The organism is Arthrobacter sp. 4R501 (assembly GCF_002929755.1).
GTDB lineage: Bacteria > Actinomycetota > Actinomycetes > Actinomycetales > Micrococcaceae > Arthrobacter.
Genome location: NZ_PJIW01000009.1, coordinates 91,787 through 113,827, shown reverse-complemented (window position 1 = coordinate 113,827; position 22,041 = coordinate 91,787). Strand labels below are relative to the sequence as shown.

At 63.9% G+C, this 22,041-nt stretch carries 15 protein-coding genes, 1 tRNA gene and 1 pseudogene; 6 read left to right on the top strand and 11 right to left on the bottom strand.

From position 1 onward, the window contains the following. Nucleotides 1-86 precede the first annotated feature (86 nt). Nucleotides 87-1,142 carry a zinc-dependent alcohol dehydrogenase family protein gene (locus CXR02_RS10915; protein ID WP_104062016.1) on the bottom strand — a complete coding sequence of 352 codons (1,056 nt, stop codon included), beginning with the start codon at nt 1,140-1,142 and terminating at the stop codon, nt 87-89. 252 nt (nt 1,143-1,394) lie between these two features. On the opposite strand from CXR02_RS10915, the gene CXR02_RS10910 reads away from it, so the two are divergent. The 5 genes and pseudogenes from CXR02_RS10910 to CXR02_RS10880 all read left to right on the top strand — a co-directional run. Continuing rightward, complete coding sequence (locus CXR02_RS10910) at nt 1,395-1,832, top strand: DUF1003 domain-containing protein (RefSeq protein ID WP_104062015.1); 438 nt, start codon at nt 1,395-1,397, stop codon at nt 1,830-1,832. A 770-nt stretch (nt 1,833-2,602) separates the two neighbouring features. Beyond that, the gene (locus tag CXR02_RS10905; protein WP_181037191.1) at nt 2,603-3,805 is read left to right on the top strand and encodes an alpha/beta fold hydrolase; all 1,203 of its coding nucleotides are present in this window, start codon (nt 2,603-2,605) and stop codon (nt 3,803-3,805) included. Between the two features lie 51 nt (nt 3,806-3,856). After that, nucleotides 3,857-4,453, top strand: coding sequence for a serine hydrolase (locus CXR02_RS10900; protein WP_104062013.1), 597 nt, complete (start codon nt 3,857-3,859; stop codon nt 4,451-4,453). A 167-nt stretch (nt 4,454-4,620) separates the two neighbouring features. Next, a complete protein-coding gene (locus CXR02_RS10895; RefSeq protein ID WP_258060915.1) occupies nt 4,621-5,739 on the top strand; it encodes an IS481 family transposase in 1,119 nt (372 codons plus the stop codon). 1,147 nt (nt 5,740-6,886) lie between these two features. Beyond that, nucleotides 6,887-7,207 (top strand): annotated as a pseudogene (locus CXR02_RS10880) (hypothetical protein); the annotation flags it as partial. A 22-nt stretch (nt 7,208-7,229) separates the two neighbouring features. Here the strand turns inward: CXR02_RS10880 and CXR02_RS10875 are convergent. From CXR02_RS10875 to CXR02_RS10860, 4 genes are all read right to left on the bottom strand, one after another. Further along, nucleotides 7,230-7,985, bottom strand: a complete 756-nt coding sequence (locus CXR02_RS10875; protein WP_258060908.1) for an HNH endonuclease family protein — start codon at nt 7,983-7,985, stop codon at nt 7,230-7,232. 138 nt (nt 7,986-8,123) lie between these two features. Then, a complete protein-coding gene (locus CXR02_RS10870) occupies nt 8,124-8,396 on the bottom strand; it encodes a hypothetical protein (RefSeq protein WP_104062010.1) in 273 nt (90 codons plus the stop codon). 137 nt (nt 8,397-8,533) lie between these two features. Next, nucleotides 8,534-9,664, bottom strand: a complete 1,131-nt coding sequence (locus CXR02_RS10865) for a site-specific integrase (protein WP_104062081.1) — start codon at nt 9,662-9,664, stop codon at nt 8,534-8,536. Between the two features lie 87 nt (nt 9,665-9,751). After that, nucleotides 9,752-9,833 (bottom strand) — tRNA-Leu (locus tag CXR02_RS10860). Nucleotides 9,834-10,037: 204 nt separating this feature from the next. Between CXR02_RS10860 and CXR02_RS10855 the strand changes: the two genes are divergently transcribed. Next, entirely contained in the window at nt 10,038-10,643 is a 606-nt protein-coding gene (locus CXR02_RS10855) for an ANTAR domain-containing response regulator (RefSeq protein WP_056345656.1), read from the top strand. Nucleotides 10,644-10,763: 120 nt separating this feature from the next. Here the strand turns inward: CXR02_RS10855 and pyk are convergent, their stop codons facing one another. The 6 genes from pyk to trpB all read right to left on the bottom strand — a co-directional run bounded on the left by pyk (nt 10,764) and on the right by trpB (nt 22,013). Then, nucleotides 10,764-12,245, bottom strand: a complete 1,482-nt coding sequence (gene pyk, locus CXR02_RS10850; protein ID WP_104062009.1) for a pyruvate kinase — start codon at nt 12,243-12,245, stop codon at nt 10,764-10,766. A gap of 71 nt (nt 12,246-12,316) precedes the next feature. Then, a complete protein-coding gene (locus CXR02_RS10845; RefSeq protein WP_104062008.1) occupies nt 12,317-13,774 on the bottom strand; it encodes a glutamate synthase subunit beta in 1,458 nt (485 codons plus the stop codon). Next, complete coding sequence (gene gltB / locus CXR02_RS10840; RefSeq protein ID WP_104062007.1) at nt 13,767-18,380, bottom strand: glutamate synthase large subunit; 4,614 nt, start codon at nt 18,378-18,380, stop codon at nt 13,767-13,769. Before gltB ends, CXR02_RS10845 begins: the two co-directional genes overlap by 8 nt. Nucleotides 18,381-18,643: 263 nt before the next feature. After that, the gene (lgt, locus tag CXR02_RS10835; RefSeq protein WP_104062006.1) at nt 18,644-19,798 is read right to left on the bottom strand and encodes a prolipoprotein diacylglyceryl transferase; all 1,155 of its coding nucleotides are present in this window, start codon (nt 19,796-19,798) and stop codon (nt 18,644-18,646) included. 5 nt (nt 19,799-19,803) lie between these two features. Next, nucleotides 19,804-20,610, bottom strand: coding sequence for a tryptophan synthase subunit alpha (gene trpA, locus CXR02_RS10830; RefSeq protein WP_056345641.1), 807 nt, complete (start codon nt 20,608-20,610; stop codon nt 19,804-19,806). Next, nucleotides 20,610-22,013 (bottom strand): tryptophan synthase subunit beta, encoded by a 1,404-nt coding sequence (trpB, locus tag CXR02_RS10825; protein WP_258060907.1) that lies wholly within the window; start codon nt 22,011-22,013, stop codon nt 20,610-20,612. Before trpB ends, trpA begins: the two co-directional genes overlap by 1 nt. Nucleotides 22,014-22,041: the final 28 nt, after the last annotated feature.

Here is a 22,041-nt window from a genome sequence, read left to right as displayed (position 1 = left end):
GGTAACAGAGCACGCCGCGGCTCCGGGGCCCCTTCCTATGCAGGGTGGGGGCCGGGGCTTTGGTTGTGTACTTCTTCGGTGATGCTTTAGGCGTTGAGCATCACCTTGAGCGCCTTTGTTTCGGGGGCCCGTGAAAAGGTGTCGTAAGCCTTTTCGATGTCATTGAGATCGAACGCGTGACTCACGAATTGGTCGACGGGCAGCTTCTTTTGCGCGACGAGCTTGAGTAGTGTGCCGGTGGTGTTGGTGTTCACCAGGCCCGTGGTGATGGTGATGTTCGAGATCCAGAGTTTATCCAGCGGCAGGTCCACCCCTTTGCCGTGTACGCCGGCGTTGGCGACGTGACCGGCGGGTCTGACGATGTCCAGGACCATGGCGAAGGTCTCCGGTATGCCCACTGCTTCGATGGCAACGTCGACTCCGAGACCGTCGGTAAGGGCCATCACTTGATCTTTCCAGTCGGCATCTGTCGCCACGACGCTGTCTGTGGCTCCGAACCGTTTCGCCTGCTCCACACGGTTCCGGTCCACGTCGATCGCGATGATCCGTGCGGGACCGTAGAGCTGCGCGGTGGTGATGGCGGCGAGCCCGACGGGACCGGCGCCGATTACGGCGATGACGTCACCGGGCTTGACGGCACCGTACTGCACGCCGATTTCGTGGCCTGTAGGCAGGATATCGGAGAGCAATGTCCCCGCTTGGGGGCTGACACTGCCGGGGATCTTGTAAACGGACGTTTCTGCATACGGGACGCGCACGAATTCGGCCTGCGTGCCGTCGATGAGGTGCCCGAGGATCCAACCAATCCCGGAAGCCCCTTCGTCTCCAAGACAGTGTGAGAAGACTCCCTGTTTGCAGTAGTCACAATGCCCGCACGCGGAGATACACGAAATGATCACGCGGTCACCGATCGTGAGGCCTGCAACCGCGGATCCGATTTCAGTGATCGTGCCGACGCCCTCGTGCCCGAGGATGCGGCCGGCTTCGACTGCTGGAACGTCGCCTTTGAGGATGTGCAGGTCGGTGCCGCAAATGGTCGTGGTTTCGATCCTCACGATGATGTCTGACGGCTTCTGAATCCTGGGATCAGGTACGTCTTCCCATGCCTTCTGGCCGGGACCGTGATAAACAAGCGCTTTCATCGTCATTCCTTCGATCAGCCAAGGCGCTCCCGTCTGAAAGCTGCGTTCGGCGGCATCGCTGTCTTGCACGAGTTGGGCTAAGCGTATACCTCCGATTCGCGGCCCCTGAACTGTTGGCGGGTATTGATCAGATACATGCGCGGAGCGCCACGGACCCGGGCAAGGCATCCCCGGGAAGACGCGGTGGGGGCAGGGGCCCATGCGGTGGCCTCGGTGCGCCACCTGTGCCGGGCCTGAGGCTTAGTCTGAGTAATGACCGATCAAGAGAAGACCTGGCACGATAGACACAAAGCTTCCCTGACCGTAGGCCAACGCGCCGCCGACATCATGCGGAACGGGATGGGAAGCTGGCCCTTCGTGGGAAGCTTCATCGGCTTCATGGTCATCTGGGCCGCTATCAACACCTGGGCGCTGGCGACCAAGGCCTGGGACCCATACCCCTACATACTCCTGAACCTCCTGCTCTCCATGTTGGCGGGGCTCCAGGGTGCCATTCTCCTCATCGCCGCCAAACGACAGGACGCCATCGCCGCAGCCATGGCCCAGCACGACTTCGACACCAATATCAGGGCAAAGGAAGAGATCGAACTTCTGATATCCATCAACCGTGAGCAACTGGAAATACTGCAGGAACTGAAGGAAATAGCGACTCTGGAGAGCCTCAACTCCGAGGGCCGGTCGGGCCCCTGAGAGCGGTCAGTACCGAATCTTGGCGTTCCTTCTCGGTGCCAAGGCGTAAAGGTTCAAGGTCCGCCCACGGAAGGGTTCCCGCCCTGGTTGAACAACCTGATGTCCAACGGCCCGGGACACTAAGTCCGGCGACCCCTGCGGAAGGCTCGGAACCATCACCCTGTACGGGGGCGCGCCCAGCCTTGGCTGGCTGCGGAGCCACGGCCCACGATAGGTGGAGGTACGCTGAGGGCCGGTCAGGAGACTGTGCAGCCTGCGGCGGCTTTTTCTTTCGTCCGTCCCCACTCGCAGGATGTACTGCAGAAACTGTTTCCGGCCTGGACGGCAGCTCCACCGAGGTCGATTGGCGGGGCGTAATCAGGAATTCGCTTGGTATAGGCGATATTTCGTCCTGCAAAGTGCCCGTAGGCCCGGGGCCGACAGGTGGAGCTGCTGCTCTGGTAATGACCCCGGCAAGATGGCACGATGCGCATATGACTGAAAACACGGGGTACCGTCCGGACCAGTCCGCTTCTGGCGACGGGGAAGAACAGGGACGGACCGCTCATAAATACGATTCCCGAATGTCGCCCACGAGCCAGATGCGCACTGTGGGTCAACGCAGCCGGGCCGCGAGGCCCGGACCGTACTACACCAGACCGAAGGGTGAGCCTGTAGCCGGACAGCGACCGGCACCATGGCACTAGGATTCGACTCCAACCACAACCCCAGGTGTTGTTGTTCAAGGCAACCAGGCAGACTGCCGCAACCTTAGAAGGATGTACGGTCCCGTGGAGTCACCGAACAATCTGAATGCGCAGCACGTAGGTATCCACCACTTGCACGATGACGCGTCGATCAACTATCAGCTCAACCGATGGGTTGCTTGGACCGGCGGGGATGCCCTCCCCGACATCCGCAGCGTTGTTGGTCAATTGAGTGACTACGCCACCAACCGGCAGTTGTTCCTCGAGCTGGCCGAGTCGGCGCTCACCGAAGGGGACCTGCGCCGCGCCGCTTTCCATGTCCGAGCGGCCGAGTTCTTCGTCCGCGGCGACGATCCCGAGAAAGGACCGCTGCGGACTCGATTTGTCGAATTGCTGCTGCAGAGCCGCGGCATGGGCTACAGCAACCGCGACCGCGTCCCCTTCGCCGCCGGATGGCTGCCGGCATACCGCTTCGACGCCCTAGCGCCTGCCAAGGGCGCCGTCCTGGTCTTCGGCGGGTTCGACAGCTACATCGAGGAATTGTTTCCGATCATGGACGCGCTTCGGGCGCACGGTTGGGATGCCATCGGATTCGAGGGCCCAGGACAGGGCGGCGCCCTGGAAGAGGCCGGGTTGGCGTTCCGGGTGGACTGGGAGCGCCCGGTGGCGGCCGTCCTGGACTACTACCGGCTGACGGACGTCACGTTGTTGGGGATTTCGTTGGGGAGCGGCCTCGCTATCCGAGCTGCCGCCTACGAACCTCGCGTTCGACGCGTCGTGTGCGACGCCGTCCTGTATGACTTCCTCGAGGCCAGCCTCCGACAGGCCCCGGCAATGCTCCGCGGTGTCTTGGCAGGCCTACTGAAGGCGGGGGCTGACACCGCTGTCGACGCGCTGGCTCATCGCGCCATGCGCCACAGCCCGGTGCTCGAATGGGGGCTGCACCAAGGCATGCACGTCTTCGGCGTCGACAGCCCCTCCGCCTTCCTGAGAACCGCGGACCGGTTCGGCACGGCGGCCTATTCCGCTTACGTACGCGCCGACACGCTGCTTCTCGCCGGAGGCGAAGACCACTACATTCCCCAGCGCCAGTTCCACCGGCAGATGGCGGCGCTGACCGGCGCGCGGTCGGTGAGCGGCCACATCCTAACCGGCGCCGACGACGCCCAGAATCACTGCCACATCGGCAACATCGGACTCTCTCTGGAGCTCATCACGAGCTGGCTCGACCAGATGGATCGAATGGACAGCGAGCGTGCCCGAACCCGAGGCACCCGCTCCCCATAGTGGTTCGGCAGGTTCTGGCTCCAGACCGATGTGCCCTCACCCACCATTGGGATGCCGTCCACCACGATGTACTCCTCCGCCGAGGATCTGGGCCATGAGCTGATGGCACTGCTGGACGAGGGAAAGTGCGGTGATGGTCGCATCCTTCAGCCCGAAAGCGTGGAGGCAATGTTCGAGCCACGGGTCCGGGTGGACGGGTCCAAGGGGTACGCCATGGGGTGGTTCACCCACCCGCTCGTGGAGTCGGTTGACCCTTCTGGAGACCCCGCCGCGGACCGGGATCTGCCGTTGCTGCTCGAGCATCAAGGCGAATGGGGCAACTCGCACACGTACCTGGCCATGGTTCCCGACTCCCGCCTTGGCGTCGCCCTGGTCATCAACGGAAACGACACGTCGGCCCCCTCACGGCTCAAGGCCATCGACACCAACATCCTGCGGATCCTCCACGGTCAGCTGCCAGTGCCGACGGTGGTGCAGGAGGACTGGCTGCAGCGCTACAGCTGGGCGGTCTCGCTGGCACTGCTCCTGGCGGAGCTGCTGAGCCTGTGGCTGGCTCTGTCGCTTCTAATCCGGCGACCCGGCCGGGCCCGGAAGCGGTGGTCTCTTCTGGCTTTGGCAGCCGGGGCTGTTAACGCCAACCGAAAATAGGGCCATTAGTGCCACTTGAAAACGGGGCCACGGGGTTGTGGTTCTATTGTGTGGTCCGGACACATGGCTGACAGTCCGTTAGCGGGACATCGCTGACACTCTTTATCAGATGAGAGTGATGAGCGTGAATGATCGTTGGCTCGAAATCCTGTTGGCCCCGACCCGTGATGGCATTTCCGTGGCGGAAGCTTGGCCGCCGGTACGGCATTTCGCGACAGAGCTTCTACGAATACCGCCGGCGGTTGTGGGCAGAGGGAACCTCGGGTCTCCAGCCTCGTTCTCGGCGTCCCACAAACTCTCCTGGGCAAACTGCCGACGAGGTTGAGTCGCTGATCGTCCGACTGCGGGTAGACAATCCGCGTTGGGGCGCCCGGATTCTGCAGACCAAACTCAAGCAGGCGGGGCTGGATCCGGTACCTGCCGTATCAACGGTCCACCGCGTCCTCAGCCGCCACGGACTGGTCAACCGGCAAGAGCAACGGACGCCGAAGGCATGGAAACGGTTCGAGCGGCACGCCCCGAACGACCTGTGGCAGATTGACGGCACTCAGGTTGCCTTGGCTGATGGTTCCAAGGCCTGGATTGTGGATCTGATCGATGACCACGCACGGTTCGCCATCGGCGCCCACGCAGTCCGTCGCTTCACGGCACAGGCCGCCTGGGCGGCGATGGAGACGGCCGTGCTGGAGCACGGGGCGCCGCGACAGTTGATCAGCGACAACGGGCTGCAGTTCCGCTCCCGCAAAGGACACAAACCGGTCCACTTCCAGGAACGACTGGCGGCCCTGGGCGTTAGCCAGCTGAACTCCCGGCCCCGCCATCCGCAGACCTGCGGGAAGCTTGAACGCTACCACCGCACATTCAAGGAGTACTACGCCGACCACGGCCCGGCACTAAGCATCGAGGCCCTGCAACATCTGTGTGACGCCTTCCGGTGGCACTACAACCACGAAAGGCCGCACCGGTCTCTGGAACAACAGACGCCGGCCGCCGTCTACACCGTGTCCAGGAAGGCTTCGCCGACCGATGACCGCCGCGTCAGCTCTGCCCCGCGGGTCCTGAAAGTCTCCTCAGCCGGATCGGTGAACTTCCGCAGACGCAAGATCAACATCGGTCAGGCATACAGCGGCGAACACGTCAGGGTCATCGACGGCCCGGAACATGTCATGATCCACCACGCCGGCACCGGCGAAATCCTGCGCCAGCTCGTGCTGGGACCCGTCGGCACCTACCACGGCAGCGGTGCCAAACGAGGGCGCCCCTCCAAACCGTCTATCGAGGGTTAGACTGTCAGCCATCTCCCGACAACACAGTGTCAGGGATGTCCCCGGGCCACACAACCTTCCATAATGGTCGGTGGCCCTATTTTCAGTTGGCGTTCCTGGCCCTATTTTCGGCTGGCGTTAACACAGGCCGGTCTCTGGCATCGATCTGGGCCTGTACCACCCAGCGCCGCACGGTTTCCTTGCCAACACCGGGCTGCTGCGTCGCGGCCGCTGAGGCGGCCGTGACGCATGCTCGGTGGCGTGTTCCGTGACGAGATGCACGGCTCGCTCATGAATCTAGGTAGTTACAGCTGCCTGGACCGCTCCGAAGGACCACAGACGCACAGGCATCTCTATGTCCCGACCGACGCCCCCGCAACCCTTTAGGCAAGCGGGAACGGCCCATCACTCGTGGAACCGTCGGCGACGACGTCGAACAGACGGGAGGCCGGCAGCACGCCGTCGTAGGCCACTCGGTAGACAGTGAGCACTAGCGCCGCATCGTGATGAACAGACCGCTACACGTTTGAGCGTTCGTGCCAGGCACCACTGAAACGACCTCGTAACCCTTCCGGACCCATTCTTTGATGAGAGCACCCGCATTGGGCACCTCCTGGATACCGTCGCGGTCATTAATGAACGTGGGTACCCAAAAAACCTTGCAATCAACGATCGTCATGAGCTGATCCTATAGACCAGACCATCCCCGGCTCGACGTAATGTCGCGGGTCTTCTTTTGTTTCTCGCCGCACACACGCACATCCCCCCGGCCGCCGCCGGGGTCGCTGCAATGAAGGCGTCACCGGCCCCGGGACCCTCGTCCCGTCCGTACCTGAGCCAAACCCGGCCCGCTGGCCAATTCTCCAACTGCACGTCCTACCGATTCGAACTGCTTGCCCTACGATGTCGTCGGTGACATGGCGTACACGGCCGGACTCGAACACTCGGGCACTGCTCAGGACACGGGGGCTTCGCGGAATTCAGGTCGGCGGAAGGTGCGTGTGGAGCATCGGGCGACAGGACGTCGAGGACTAACATCGCCAGGCGTACCGGCGCACCGCGGAACGGGTCGCCGCGGGGGGACCTTCGAGGACGGCGGCGTGGAGCCCGAAGAGGCGTAGCGGCTATCGTTGGCCGTCCCTATGATGACGCCATGGGGAATGGGGCAGGGCTTCATGCGAGCGAGGACTCCGGCAACGCACGGTTCGCCCGCACGCTGTTCGAACAGGCGCTCAACCGCCAGGCGCTGCGCCTGTCGCTCGACAAGGAACAAAGTCTCGACGCGCTCGATCGTGAGGGCGTCATGACACTCACCGCGAACGACATCGTCGAGGCCGCGCTGGCCTTCTTGGGCGGCGAGGTGCCGGAACCGGCGCCGTCACGCTGGTGGCGCTGGCTGGTCTCACCGGATCCGCGGCGACTGTCAGGCGAATGCACCTACAGCCCCGAGCGGGTAAAAGCACGACTATTCCTCTGTGGTGGACCATGAATTCCGGCCGTGCTAACAGGGTCTACTTGCAGCCTTCGAGAATGCCGACAATTGCGTCGTGCTCGGCTTGTGTGACCCAGAGTCGGTATTTGACCTTCACGGCAGTTTGGCGGGCGACGTGTTTGCATCGGAAGGCTCTGTTCGGCGGCAGCCAGGTCGCGGCATCCGTGTCGCCTTTGGCACTGTTAGTTGGTCCGTCGGCAGCCCTGAGATTCAGGGGGTCGTTGGCGAGTTCCTTGCGCTGGTCAGCGTTGAGCCGTTGCGCGCCCTTCTGCCAGGCGTCGCTGAGGGCAACGATGTGGTCGATTTGGACGTCGGAGCTTGTGTCCCGGCCACGGACAAAGTTGATGGTTGTACCGGTGTACTTGTCGGCCAGGGTTCCGGTGGCAACTACACAGTTGTTGGTTCCTGGCTTGAATGTTTCGTTGGCCAGATCACGGGCAAGGATGTCGTTGCGGGTGTCGCAGCCGTTGCGGTCCGTGTCAGCCCAGGCCGGTCCAAACTCATCACGGGTATAGCCAGTCTTCGGGGCGCGGCCTTTCACCGGGACGCCCTTCAGTTGTTTGAGAGCGTTGATTGCATCTGCCGGGGAAGGTGCTCCGGCAGCGACGCCTGCAGGAGATTCGAGGACCTCGAGGGCGTTTGCGGCAGTGTCACATCCGGCAAGCGAGGCGCCCAGAAGGAGGGCAGTTACAGCGGTCAGGGCTTTTGCGGTGGAGCGGATGATCTCGATGGTCCTTCGGTTTGCGGCGGGTTGTTCCCCGCTAGCTTCGACCACCGCCTGCCGCTGGTTGGCGTGTCTGCGGTGTCCATCACACGCCCCTACTCCCCCGGCCCTCGCTTTTGTTCGTCTTCCGGTATTGCTTGCCGAGTCAAGCGTTCGAACCGCAACTCGAAGTGTGGCGATCACCCTGACTCAGTGCACCGTGGTCAGTCTGGCTTTCGAGCGGCTACCGATGAGCCGCTCGTTCCCCGCCGGTCGACTGACTGAGAGCAGTGAACCAGTGCTGCCAGGAAGGATCTCACTCAACTTCGCGATTTCCAGGATGTGCTCGGAAGTGAAAATGATCTTTCCTTTGCCCCAGCATGCATGGGGAAAGCGTCCGCTGGTCGCGCCGTCGCGGAGCCAGGACTCTGTGCAGCGCATCAGCGCGGCAGCTTCGGCGGGTTCAAAGAATTCGATCTCCACGGGATCTCCAAATGGAAGGCGTTGCTTTCCACTTTCATGGACGAGTGGAGACTAATCGACATGACCGGACGCACGAGACAGGCGAAACGCTCCCTGCGGCACACATCCAGCGGGCTCCGCGCTGGCCAGCACCTTCGCTAGCGCAGGAAAGCCGTTATGGACCGCTCCGTAGCGTCAGCCCCGGCCTGAAGCGCCTCCGGCATCAAGTGCCCGTACACCTGCTCAGTAGTCCTTGTAGAGGCATGCCCCAGCCGGCGCGAGATAGTGAACATCGGTACGCCGTCCTGGATCAGCCACGACGCGTGGGTGTGGCGGAGATCGTGTATCCGTGGATTTTTCGTCAGCCCTATCGTCTGGGCCGTGTGAACGGCAGGAACCCAGTAGTGGTGCCAGTACAGCTTGTGAATGATCCGATCGCCCTTGGGCGTCGTGAACACGAGTTCTTTTCCTGGCCTGCTTGCGACCAGGGGAATCAGCAGCTCCACCAGTGCGGGGTTCAGCCCTATGGTGCGTTTGCCGGCACCTGTCTTCGTAGCTCCAACGTAGAACTGGTTCTGGCCGTCCCGTTTCCATGCCTTGTTGATCCGGGCAGTCGGTGGCTTGGAGAGCAGGTCCACGTCCGCCACGGTCAGCGCGGTGGCCTCCCCAAAGCGGGTACCCGTCATCACCAGGAAGTTGGTGAACGCCTTGTAGCGCTCCCCCATCCCCTCCATGATGAGGCTGAACTCGGCATGGGTGAGGAACATCGCCTCGTCTTCGGCCTTCTCAATGCCGGGAAGCTGCACACCGCGGCACGGGTTGCGCGTAATGTAGCCGAGCATCTCCGCCGTATTCATAGCGGCTGAGATCAGACCATGCACGTTGTGGATGGTCTTCGGCGCCTTGCCCTTGGCCATCATCGACTTCACCCAGTACGCGATCAGACGGTAATCCAGCTTGTCCACGGGGACGTGCCCGATGACGTTTCGGACGTGAAGGTCCAGCATGGTTTGGTATGTCTTGGTGGTTCCGCTCGAGGGACGGATCAGCAGGTCGATGTGCTCCTGGATGACTTCAGCAACGGTGGGTGTGCGCTTCTCGTTGGAGAGGATGGCATGCTGTGCAATCTCGAAGGATTGTCCGTTGGCGTCGAGAAGCCTCTTCAGGGTTTCAGCTTCGACGAGAGTGGCAACTGTCAGGCCCTGCTGCTCGCGGCTCTCCGGATCCCGCCACAACACCATATAGGACGATGTGCCGTCCTTTTTGGTGCGTTTTCGAATGCTGGCCACATACAAAACGGTACGCCGATGTCAACACTTTGGGCGGATTTGTCAACAGCCAACGGCAAAACAGGCCGCTGACCTGTGGAAACACTGTGCCCGAGGTGGGACTCGAACCCACACACCTTTCGATACCGCATTTTGAGTGCGACGCGTCTGCCAATTCCGCCACTCGGGCGCGGAATACGCTGTGCAAACCGGTACGCCCACAGCTGATTGTGAGCAACGCGATCGCTTCACGTACGCGGAATTACTCTACATGCAGATAGGCTGAATTCCAGAATCGCGCCGCTGACGCCGCAATAGACCATGCAGATCAAACTACGGCCGCGGGCGCACCTAAGATGGTGATGTTCCCGCCGTACCTTTCCAAGGAGATCCCGTGACTGAACAAACGGAGTCAAAACCCACGTCCCAGCCGGCGCGCCGCGTCATTGTGGCCGAGGATGAAACCCTCATCCGACTCGACATCATCGAGATCCTGCGCGGCGAAGGCTATGACGTGGTGGGCGAAGCAGACAACGGCGAGAAGGCCGTGCAGCTCGCCGAGGAACTCAAGCCGGACCTCGTCCTGATGGACGTCAAGATGCCGATTATGGATGGCATCACCGCAGCCGAGAAGATCGTCAAGGCCCGCATCGCCCCCGTAGTCCTTTTGACGGCTTTCAGCCAGAAGGAACTCGTGGAGCGTGCCCGCGACGCCGGCGCCATGGCCTACGTGGTCAAGCCCTTCACCCCGGCCGACCTCATCCCGGCCCTGGAAATTGCGCTCTCCCGCCACGAGGAAATCAAGGCTCTCGAAAGCGAAGTGTCGGACCTGCAGGAGCAGTTCGCCACCCGCAAGCTCGTCGAGCGCGCCAAGAGCCTGCTGACCACCAAGATGGGCCTGACGGAGCCGGAGGCTTTCCGCTGGATCCAGAAGACCTCCATGGACCGCCGCCTCAGCATGCGCGAGGTTGCCGAAACCATCATCAACCAGGTCAACTAGCACAACAGGCGACACCGGGGATTTCGACAAGCTCAATCACCGGACAAGCTCAATCACGGACGCCCGGAGACAAAAGAAAAGGACCCCTGCCAACCGGCAGGGGTCCTTCCTTTTAGGTTGCTATGTCGTCGGCCAGGGACCGAGCTTTTCCCTGGGTGCACCAGCTTCGCCGCCTAGGCTGCCGGCGTCGCCCAGGTCTCCGACCCGGTGAACCTTCAGCATGTTCGTGGAACCGGCCTTTCCGGGAGGCGAACCGGCGGCTATGACCACCAGGTCGCCGTCGTCCACCACTTTCAATTCCAGCAGGCTGCGGTCAACCTGCGCGGTCATCTCGTCGGTATGGCCCACCATGGGAACCAGCACCGGCTGGATGCCCCAGGTCAGCGCCAGCTGGTTCCACACGTGCTCCAAAGGAGTGAACGCGAATACCGGCCTGATGGGGCGCAGACGCGACAGGCGGCGCGCGGAGTCGCCGGACTGGGTGAATGTACAGATGTACTTTGCATCCAGCTGGTCGGCGATTTCGACGGCGGCGCGAGTGATTGCGCCACCACGGGTCTTGGGCTTGGTGCCCAGCGGCGGAACTCGTTCCAGGCCGTGGACCTCAGTGGATTCAATGATCCTTGCCATGACCTTGACGGTCTCGATCGGGTACTTGCCCACGCTGGTCTCGCCGGAAAGCATAACGGCGTCTGCACCGTCGAGAACGGCGTTGGCGCAGTCGGAGGCCTCCGCACGGGTGGGGCGCGGGTTGTCGATCATAGATTCGAGGACCTGCGTGGCCACAATGACCGGCTTCGCCCAGCGGCGTGCCAGTTCGATGGCGCGCTTCTGCACGATCGGCACTTCCTCCAGCGGAAGTTCCACACCGAGGTCGCCACGGGCCACCATGATGGCGTCGAAGGCGTCGATGATTTCGTGCAGCTGGTCCACTGCCTGCGGCTTTTCGATCTTGGCGATGACCGGCACACGGCGGCCTTCTTCGTCCATGATCTCGTGCACGCGGGTGATATCGGAGGCGTCACGCACGAACGAGAGTGCAACCATGTCGACGCCGCGGCGCATGGCCCAGCGGAGATCGTCCTCGTCCTTTTCGCTCAGCGCCGGCACGTTGACCGCAACGCCGGGAAGGTTGATGCCCTTGTTGTTGGACACCATCCCGCCGACCGTAACCTCGGTAACGACCTTGACGTCGTCGACCTCGATCGCACGCAGGGCCACCTTGCCGTCGTCGATCAACAGGGCATCGCCCACGTTGACGTCCTCGGTGAGGCTCTTCAGCGTGGTGGAGCAGATGTCCTTGGTGCCCGGAACGTCCGCGGTGGTGATCGTGAAGATGTCACCCTCGGCCAGTGCGTGGGGGCCGTCCACAAAGCGGCCAAGACGGATCTTGGGGCCCTGCAGGTCAGCCATGATCGCCACAGGCTTGCTCAGCTGGGCTGCTGCCTTGCGGACATTCTCGTACGTGTTGTCGTGCACGGAGTAGTCACCGTGACTCATGTTCATCCGGGCAACATCCACACCGGCTTCCAACACCGCGAGGGTGTTCTCAAAGCTGGCAATTGCCGGGCCAAAAGTGGCCACAATCTTAGCGCGTCTCATATACCTACCCTAGTAGTGTCCTGCATTGGTTAAGTTGTTGTGGAGGTGAATCTGCGGCGAACTGACTGGTGTCAGAGAACCGCGATGGCCCGGTCCGTCGGAGCCACCGGCGCAGGCAGGATGGTGCTGCCCATGAGGAACTTGTCCACGGCGGCGGCACACGCCCGGCCTTCAGCGATGGCCCACACAATGAGCGACTGCCCGCGGCCGGCGTCACCGGCCACAAAGATGCCCTCCGTGTTGGTCATGTAGTAGCCGTCGCGGGTCACGTTGCCGCGCCCGTCGAATTCGGCGCTGACCTGCTCGGTGATGCCCGCAGGCTCGGCTCCGGTGAAGCCCAGCGACAGGAAGACCAGGTCCGCCGGGATGATCCGTTCGGTGCCGGCCTTCGGGAGGCGCTTGCCGTCCACGAATTCCGTTTCGGCAACCTTGACGCCGGTGAGCTTGCCGTTCTCGCCGACAAACTCCACGGTGGAGGCAAGGTACGTACGCTCGCCGCCTTCCTCGTGGGCGCTGGCCATTTCGAACAGGGTGGGGAACGTGGGCCACGGCTGGTGCCCGGCACGTTCCGCCGGCGGCTGTTTGCCGATGGCCAGGGTGGTCACGGATGCGGCTCCATGGCGGTGTGCAGTACCGAGGCAGTCAGCACCGGTATCGCCGCCGCCCAGGATCACCACGTGCTTGCCCTTGGCGTGGATCTGGTTCTCCACCGTCTCCCCCGCGACAACACGGTTGGCCGGCACGAGGTAATCCATGGCAAAGTGCACGCCGTCAAAGTCACGGCCCGGGATGGGCAGGTCACGCGGCACGGTGGCGCCGGTGGCAATCACAACGGCGTCATACCGGCGGCGCAGCTGCTCCCACGTCACGTCGGTGCCCACTGCGACGCCGGTGCGGAAGCGGGTGCCTTCCGTCTTCATCTGCTCGATGCGGCGGTCCACCTGCTCCTTCTCCATCTTGAAGTCGGGGATGCCGTAGCGGAGGAGCCCGCCGATCTTGTCGTCACGCTCGTACACCGCCACAGTGTGGCCAACCCGCGTCAGCTGCTGCGCCACGGCCAGGCCGGCAGGGCCGGAGCCGACGACGGCAACGGTCTTGCCGGTCAGGCGCGTCGGAGGCAGCGGGTTGACCCAGCCGCTGTCCCAAGCTTCGTCGATGATGGAGACTTCAACCTGCTTGATGGTGACCGCGGGCTGGTTGATCCCCAGCACACAGGACGCCTCGCACGGCGCCGGGCAAAGCCGGCCGGTCCACTCGGGGAAGTTGTTGGTGGCGTGCAGCCGCTCAATCGCTTCCTCGCCCTTGTCCCGCCAGGTGAGGTCATTCCACTCGGGGATCAGGTTGCCCAGCGGGCAGCCTTGGTGGCAGAACGGCACGCCGCAGTCCATGCAGCGGCCGGCCTGGGCCTTCAGGACACCCTTTTCCTGGGCCTCATAGACTTCCTTCCAGTCCATGATGCGGACGGGAACGGGACGGCGCGGCTGGGTTTCACGCTGGCGTACTTTAAGAAATCCGCGTGGGTCAGCCACCGGTTACCTCCAGGATTCGAGCCCATACTTCTTCGCCATCGGGGTCGAGGCCCTCTTCGATGGCGTCCAGTCGGGTTTGCAGGACTGCCGCGTAATCGCGCGGCAGCACTTTGGTAATGCGGGCAGCGGTGTCGTCGAAGTTCTCCAGCAGCCGGGCTGCATGCAGAGATTCCGTTTCCTCGACATGCTTCACCAGCAGGCCGTGGACAATGTCCCGGTCTTCGGCGTCGAGTTCAACGAGCTGGAGTTCGCCGGACTGCAGGGCGTCCTTGTTGACCTGCGTGGTCTGCAGGTCCAGCACATAGGCGGTGCCGCCGGACATGCCGGCGCCGAAGTTGCGTCCGGTGCGGCCGATGATCAGCGTCTGCCCCCCGGTCATGTACTCGCAGCCGTGGTCTCCGATGCCTTCAACAACTGCGGTGGCCCCGGAGTTGCGGACCATGAAGCGTTCGCCCACCTGGCCGCGCAGGAACATCTCGCCGCTGGTGGCGCCGTAGCCGATCACATTGCCGGCAATGACGTTGCTTTCGGCCTTGAACACATTGGTGCGGTCCGGCCGGACGATGATCCGCCCGCCGGAAAGGCCCTTGCCCACGTAGTCGTTCGAGTCACCGAAGAGGCGCAGCGTGATGCCGGCGGGCAGGAAGGCGCCCAGCGACTGTCCCGCGGTACCGGTCAGCGTGATGTCGATGGTGTCCGGCGCCAGCACGTCCGTGCTGAACGTCTTGGTCACCGTGTGGCCCAGCATGGTGCCCACCGAGCGGTCCGTGTTGATCACGTCCACCGCGATCTTCACCGGGCTGCGGTCAGTCAGCGCCTCCGTGGCCATGGTGATCAGCCGCTGGTCGAAGTGCTTGTCCAGCTCGTGGTTCTGCGAGGTCATGTTGCGCAGCGGAGCGTCGTCGTCGAACTCGAGCCCGTGCAGGATCGGGTCCAGGTCCAGGCCGTCGGCCTTCCAGTGGTTGATCGCTTCGCGGGCATCCAGCACCTCGGCGTGGCCGATCGCCTCTTCGATGCTCCGGAAGCCCAGTTCCGCGAGGATCTCGCGGACTTCCTCGGCCAAGAATTCGAAGAAGTTGACCACAAATTCGGGCTTGCCGGTGAAGCGGGCCCGCAGCTCGGGGTTCTGCGTTGCGACGCCCACGGGACAGGTATCCAGGTGGCAGACGCGCATCATGATGCAGCCTTCCACCACCAGCGGGGCGGTGGCGAAACCGAACTCCTCGCCGCCGAGCAGCGCGGCAATAACAACATCGCGGCCGGTCTTGAGCTGGCCGTCCACCTGGACCACCACACGGTCGCGCAGGCCGTTGAGCATCAGCGTCTGCTGCGTCTCAGCGAGCCCGAGCTCCCACGGCACACCCGCGTGCTTGAGCGAGTTAAGCGGGGACGCGCCGGTTCCGCCGTCGTGGCCGGAGACCAGTACGACGTCGGCCTTCGCTTTGGTGACACCCGACGCCACAGTGCCGATCCCCACTTCGGAGACGAGCTTGACGTGTATCCGGGCCGAGGGGTTGGCGCGCTTCGCATCGTAGATGAGCTGCGCGAGGTCCTCGATGGAGTAGATGTCGTGGTGCGGGGGCGGCGAAATCAGGCCGACGCCGGGCGTCGAGTGGCGCGTCCGGGCAACCCAGGGGTACACCTTCTGCGCCATCAGCTGGCCGCCTTCGCCGGGCTTGGCACCCTGCGCCATCTTGATCTGGATGTCATCCGCGTTGGTCAGGTACAGGCTGGTGACGCCGAACCGCCCGGACGCGATCTGCTTGACGGCAGAGCGGCGCTTCGGGTCCAGCAGGCGGTCCACGTCCTCGCCGCCTTCACCGGTGTTGGACTTGCCGCCCAACTGGTTCATGGCGATGGCGAGCGTCTCGTGGGCTTCCTTGGAGATGGAACCGTAGCTCATGGCGCCGGTGGAGAAGCGCTTCACAACGCTGGAGACGGGCTCCACTTCCTCCAACGGAACAGCAGGACGGTCGTTCTTGAACTTGAGCAGCCCGCGCAGGGTCATCAGGTTCTCGGACTGGTCATCCACGCCCTTGGTGTAGGCCTTGAAAATGTCATAGCGGCGCTCACGCGTGGCGTGCTGGAGGCGGAAGACGGTCTCCGGGTTGAACAGGTGCGGCTCGCCGTCGCGGCGCCACTGGTATTCGCCGCCGCCCAGGAGCGGGCGGTGCGGCAGTTCGATGCCGCCTTCGGGGTAGGCCATCTGGTGCCGCGCCGAAACTTCGGCGGCGATAACGTCCAGGCCCACGCCGCCCAGCTGGGAATGCGTGCCGGCGAAGAACTCGTCCACCAGTTCCTGTCCGAGGCCCAGGGCCTCGAACGTCTGCGCACCGGTGTAGGACGCAACAGTGGAGATGCCCATCTTGGACATGATCTTCAGGACGCCCTTACCAAGGCCCTTGATCAGGTTGTAGACGCCGTCCTGCGGGGTGACCCCCACAACGTCACCGGCGGTGATGAGCTGCTCCACGGATTCCATGGCCAGGTACGGGTTCACGGCGGAGGCCCCGTAGCCGATCAGGACAGCCACGTGGTGCGTCTCGCGGACGTCGCCGGCCTCGACCACCAGGGCGGTCTTGGTGCGGTTGGCGCTGCGCAGCAGGTGGTGGTGCACGGCGCTGACCAGGAGCAGCGACGGAATCGGGGCCCACTGCGCGTTCGAGTCACGGTCGGACAGCACAACGTACTGCACGCCGCGGTTGATCGCGCCGGACACCTGCTCGCAGATCTCGGTGAGCCGGGCACGCAGGGCGTTCTCGCCGCCTTCGGGGCGGTAGAGGCCGCGGACCTTCATGGCCACGCGGTCGCCGTCGGGCGTTTCGATGTTGGCGATCTTGGCGAGCTGGTCGTTGTTGATCACGGGGAACGGCAACATGACCTGCGGCTGGCGGACCTGCTTGGTGTCCAGCAGGTTGCCGTTCGGGCCGATGGCGCACGTCAGCGACGTGACCAGCTCTTCACGGATGGCATCCAGCGGCGGGTTGGTGACCTGCGCGAAGGACTGCACAAAGTAGTCGAACAGCAGCCGGGGACGCTTGGACAGCACTGCGATCGGGGTGTCCGAACCCATGGCACCCAGCGGCTCGGCGCCGGTGCGGGCCATCGGGCCGAGCAGGATCTTGAGCTCCTCGGTGGTGTACCCGAAGGTCCGCTGGCGGATGTTCACGGACGCGGCGGTGTGGACCACGTGCTCGCGCTCGGGGAGGTCCTTGAGGTCAATCAGGTTGTCCTTGACCCACTCGGCCCAAGGGTTCGCGGCAGCGACCTCGGCCTTGACCTCTTCGTCGTCGATGATGCGGCCGGCCTCGGTGTCCACCAGGAACATCTTGCCCGGGGAAACCCGGCCCTTCTTGACCACCTTGGAGGGTTCGACGTCGATAACGCCCACCTCGGAGGCGAAGATGATCAGCCCGTCTTCGGTGATCCAGTAGCGTCCGGGGCGCAGGCCGTTGCGGTCCAGGGTGGCGCCGACGAGGTTGCCGTCGGTGAAGGAGACGGCCGCGGGGCCGTCCCACGGTTCCATGAGCAGGGAATGGTATTCGTAGAACGCCCGCCGTGCCGGATCCATGGTGGCGTGGTTTTCCCAGGCCTCGGGGATCATCATCATGATCGAGTGCGTGATGGGGCGGCCGGAGAGCCAGAGCAGCTCGGCGACTTCGTCGAAGGACGCGGAGTCTGACGCACCGGGCGTGCAGATGGGGTACAGCTCTTCCGGGGAGTCACCCAGCAGCGGGTTGGCGAGCTGGGACTGGCGGGCGCGCATCCAGTTCCGGTTGCCCTTGACGGTATTGATTTCACCGTTGTGGGCGATGGTGCGGAACGGCTGGGCCAGCGGCCAGGACGGGAACGTGTTGGTGGAGAAGCGCGAGTGGACGATCGCCAGCTTGGTCTTGAAACGCTTGTCCGAGAGATCGGGGTAGAACGGCTCCAGCTGGGCCGTGGTGAGCATGCCCTTGTAGACGATGGTGCGCGAGGACAGCGACGGGAAGTACACGCCGAACTTGTTCTGGGCACGCTTGCGGATCCGCCAGGCGCGTGAGTCGAGCTCGTTGCGGTCCAGTTCCTCGCCGGTTGCCGAGGCAAGGAAGGGCTGTGAGAAGTAGGGCATGCAGGCGCGGGCCATGGCGCCCACAAGGTCTGCGACGATGGGCACTTCGCGCCAGCCGAGCACGGTCAGGCCTTCATCGGCGGCAAGGCCTTCAATGCCGGCCTTGGCGGCGTCCGCTTCGCGCTGCTCGGCAGGGAGGAAGGCGGTACCGGCTATGAACTGGCCCGGTGCGGGGAGTTCGAATTCTGTGACGGCGCGGAAGAACTCGTCCGGGATCTGCATGAGCAGGCCGGCACCGTCACCTGTTCCCTCGTCGGCACCCACCGCTCCACGGTGCTCCAGGTTGCGGAGCGCGGTCAGCGCGGCGTCGACAATGTCGTAGCCGGGCTCGCCGCGGAGCGTTGCGATGATCGCCAGCCCGCAGGCGTCTTTTTCGTTCTCTGGGTTGTATAGACCCCGGGCCTCGGGCAGCGCGGCAAAGCGCTTGAACGGCGACATGGCAGCCTCAGGCTGGTCCGGTTCGGACCAGCTGGGAGTGTGAAGAGTTTGGCTCATGGGAGACGTCCTTCCTCCTGATCGTGCGTATGGGAGGGACACCGTTGGCCCCACTCGTCAGCGCCTCTGTGATGGGCACAACAAAGTGTTATTTACAGGAAATTGTAGGCCAGACCGGCCTGCTGAATGAACAGTTACGCAGACCCCCGACCCGGGCTTGACCGGCCAGCTGCTGTCTGCTGAACGGATGGGCCCTGTTGCCACGACGCTGTGGTGTGTGGGCGCTCCGAGTGTTGACTCTGCTACCCTGCCGTGCTGGCGTCCTACTTGTTCGTGCCAGCCTCCGGCGCGGATTCCGTTGCCTTGTGGCGGGAACTTCCGGCTACCGGCGACTCCGGTACAGGCTTGTCGCTGTCCCGGACTGCCGGTTCCTCTTCCGTTGGGGTGGAAGGGATCCGGGCACCATTTTGGTTATGTGGGAGATTATCACGCGATTCACTATCCGAGACAGAAGTGTCCGCATCTCGGACCGGCGCCTCTTCCTCCCCCGCAGCGTCCACGTCCTCGACTGCTGCCGGCTCGCGGCCCGCCAGGAAGGGAGTGTCCGGTTCCGGGCGGCCCTTCAATCCCAGGAGGACGAACACGATGAGTGCTGCCACAAAGACAAAGATGCTGGTCCAGACGTTGAGCCTGGTGGTGATCCCGAACAGGTTGATCTGTTCGGCGTCGTCGATCCGCATTGCTTCGATCCAGACCCGGCCCGGCGTGTAATACATGGCGTAGAGCCAGAAGAGCCGGGCGCGGCGGAAGTGGAATCGGCGGTCCAGGGCCAGCAGGATGAGCACGCCGGCGATGTTCCAGAGCGACTCATACAGGAACGTGGGGTGGAAGAGCGTATCCACCGGCATGCCGGCCGGGAAGTTGGGGTTGTCCGCATCAATCTGCAGGCCCCAAGGCAGGGTGGTGGGCCCGCCGAAGAGCTCCTGGTTGAAGTAGTTGCCCCAGCGGCCAACGGCCTGCGCCAGCAGCAGTCCGGGCGCCGCGGCGTCCAGGAAGGCGGTGAGTTTCACACCGGATCGGCGGCAGCCGATCCAGGCGCCCAGGACGCCCAGAACCACGGCACCCCAGATGCCCAGTCCGCCACGCTGGATCTGCGGGATGAGCCACAGGTCCCCGGTCCCGTCGAAGCCGGGCCCGAAGTAGGCGTCCGGGGACGAAACCACGTGGTAGAGCCGGCCGCCGATGATGCCGAAGGGAATCGCCCAGATGACGATGTCCCAGACGCTGCCTTCGGGCGCGCCGCGGCGGGCCCACCTGACGGACGTGAGCCAAAGGCTCACGACGATCCCGGCGAGGATGCACAGGGCATAGGCATGGATCCGCAGAGTCCCCCACGGCAGCGGGATGTCGAAGCCGGACCAGTCCGGGCTGGGGATGCTGGCCGGCACCAGGGCGGCGGCCTGAAGGAGGATCTGCATGGTGGTTAGGCTTCTTCCCTGACGAGTCCGGCGCTCAGGTCCCGGGTGAGGTCGGCGACGGCGGGGACTCCCCCGTCACGGATGGCGGCAACAAGCGCGGTGCCAACGATGACACCGTCTGCGTATGCTGCGATCTCGCGGACGTGGCTGGCGTTGGAGACACCGAGTCCCACGCACACACGTTCGGCGCCGGCGGCGTGCGTGTCGGCCACGAGCTTCTCCGCGCTGCTGCTGACGGCCTGGCGGGTCCCCGTCACGCCCATGATGGAGACGGCATACACAAAGCCGCGGCTTGCCTTGACCGTCATGGCCAGGCGCTCCGGGGTGGAGGACGGCGCCACGAGGAACACGCGGTCCAGTCCGTACTTGTCCGAGGCGGCGAACCATTCCGATGCTTCGTCCGGGATGAGGTCAGGCGTAATGAGCCCTGCTCCCCCGGCCTCGGCCAGCCGGCGCGAGAACTCGTCCACACCCATCCGGACCACGGGGTTCCAGTAGGTCATCACCAGCACGGCCACATCGGTGGCTGCCGTGATGCCGGCGACAACGTCAAAGACGCTCTCGACCCGGAATCCGTTGGCGATCGCCTCGGTGGTGGCTGCCTGGATGACCGGGCCGTCCATAACCGGATCCGAGTAGGGAATGCCGATTTCGATCAGGTCGGCACCGTTCTTCGCCATGGCAATGCCGGCGTCGATGGTGGCCTGGACGTCCGGGTACCCGGCAGGCAGGTAGCACACGAGCGCTGAGCGCCCGGCGTCCCGCGCACGGTCGATGGCGGCGGCGGACTTGCTGGCCGTCTGTTCAGTCATCAGTTCTGGTCCTCGTTGTTGTCCGCGGCCTTGGTGGCAGGGGCAGCTGTGGCGGGAACGGCTTCAGTTTCTGCTCTGTCGGCAGGGCCCTTGGGCTTGCGCGTGGACAGGTTGGTGCCCTTGACCTTGCCCTCCTCGTCAAGCATGTCAAACCATTCCGCGGCGGTCTCAACGTCCTTGTCGCCACGGCCGGAAAGGTTCACGATGATCACCGTTTCGGACGGGTCAGTGGTGCCTTCGGTGAGGCGCTTCCCAACCTTGATGGCACCCGCGAGGGCGTGTGAGGACTCGATGGCGGGGATGATGCCTTCTGTCCGGCACAGCAGCTTGAACGCGTCCATTGCTTCGCTGTCGGTGATGGGTTCGTAGCTGACGCGTCCGATGTCGGCCAGGTAGGCGTGCTCCGGGCCTACGCCCGGGTAGTCCAGGCCTGCGGAAATCGAGTGCGACTCGATGGTCTGCCCGTCGTCGTCCTGCATGAGGTAGGAACGTGCGCCGTGCAGGACGCCCGGCTTGCCGAGGGTGATGGTGGCTGCGTGCCGGCCGGTTTCCACGCCGTCGCCGCCGGCTTCAAAGCCGTAGATCTTCACGGACGGATCATCCAGGAATCCGTGGAAGATGCCGATCGCGTTCGAACCGCCGCCGATGCAGGCGCAGACGGCGTCGGGCAGTTTGCCGGTCTGCTCCAGGATCTGGGCGCGGGCTTCCTCGCCGATGACCTCGTGGAAGAAGCGGACCATGGCCGGGAACGGGTGCGCCCCGGCAGCGGTGCCCAACAGGTAGTGCGTGTTGTCGACGTTGCTGACCCAGTCCCGGAGGGCGTCGTTGATGGCGTCCTTGAGGGTCTGGGAACCATTCACCACGGGCACCACAGTGGCGCCGAGCAGCTGCATCCGGGCGACATTCAGTGCCTGCCGGCGGCAGTCTTCGGCGCCCATGTAGACAACGCATTCCAGGCCGAGGAGCGCGGCCGCGGTGGCGCTGGCAACGCCGTGCTGCCCGGCGCCCGTCTCGGCGATCACGCGGGTTTTGCCCATGCGCTTGGCCAGCAGGGCCTGGCCCAGGACGTTGTTGATCTTGTGGGATCCGGTGTGGTTGAGGTCCTCGCGCTTGAGGAAAATCCGGGCGCCGCCGGCGTGCTCGGAGAACCGCTTGGCTTCGGTCAGCAGCGAGGGACGGCCGGAGTAGTTCTTGTTCAGGTCGGAGAGCTGGGCCAGGAATTCGGGATCTGCCTTGGCCTTTTCAAAGGTGTCTTCGAGCTCGTCCAGGGCGGCGATCAGCGATTCAGGCATCCAGCGCCCGCCATAGCCGCCGAAGTATGGCCCCGGGGCGTGCTTCAGCGAGCCGCCCTGCAGGAAAGCGTCCGCAGCGTTGTTGTCAGCGTTGTCTGAGGATTCAGCCATCAGTCCCGTCCTGTTCAAGTTGGTCGTT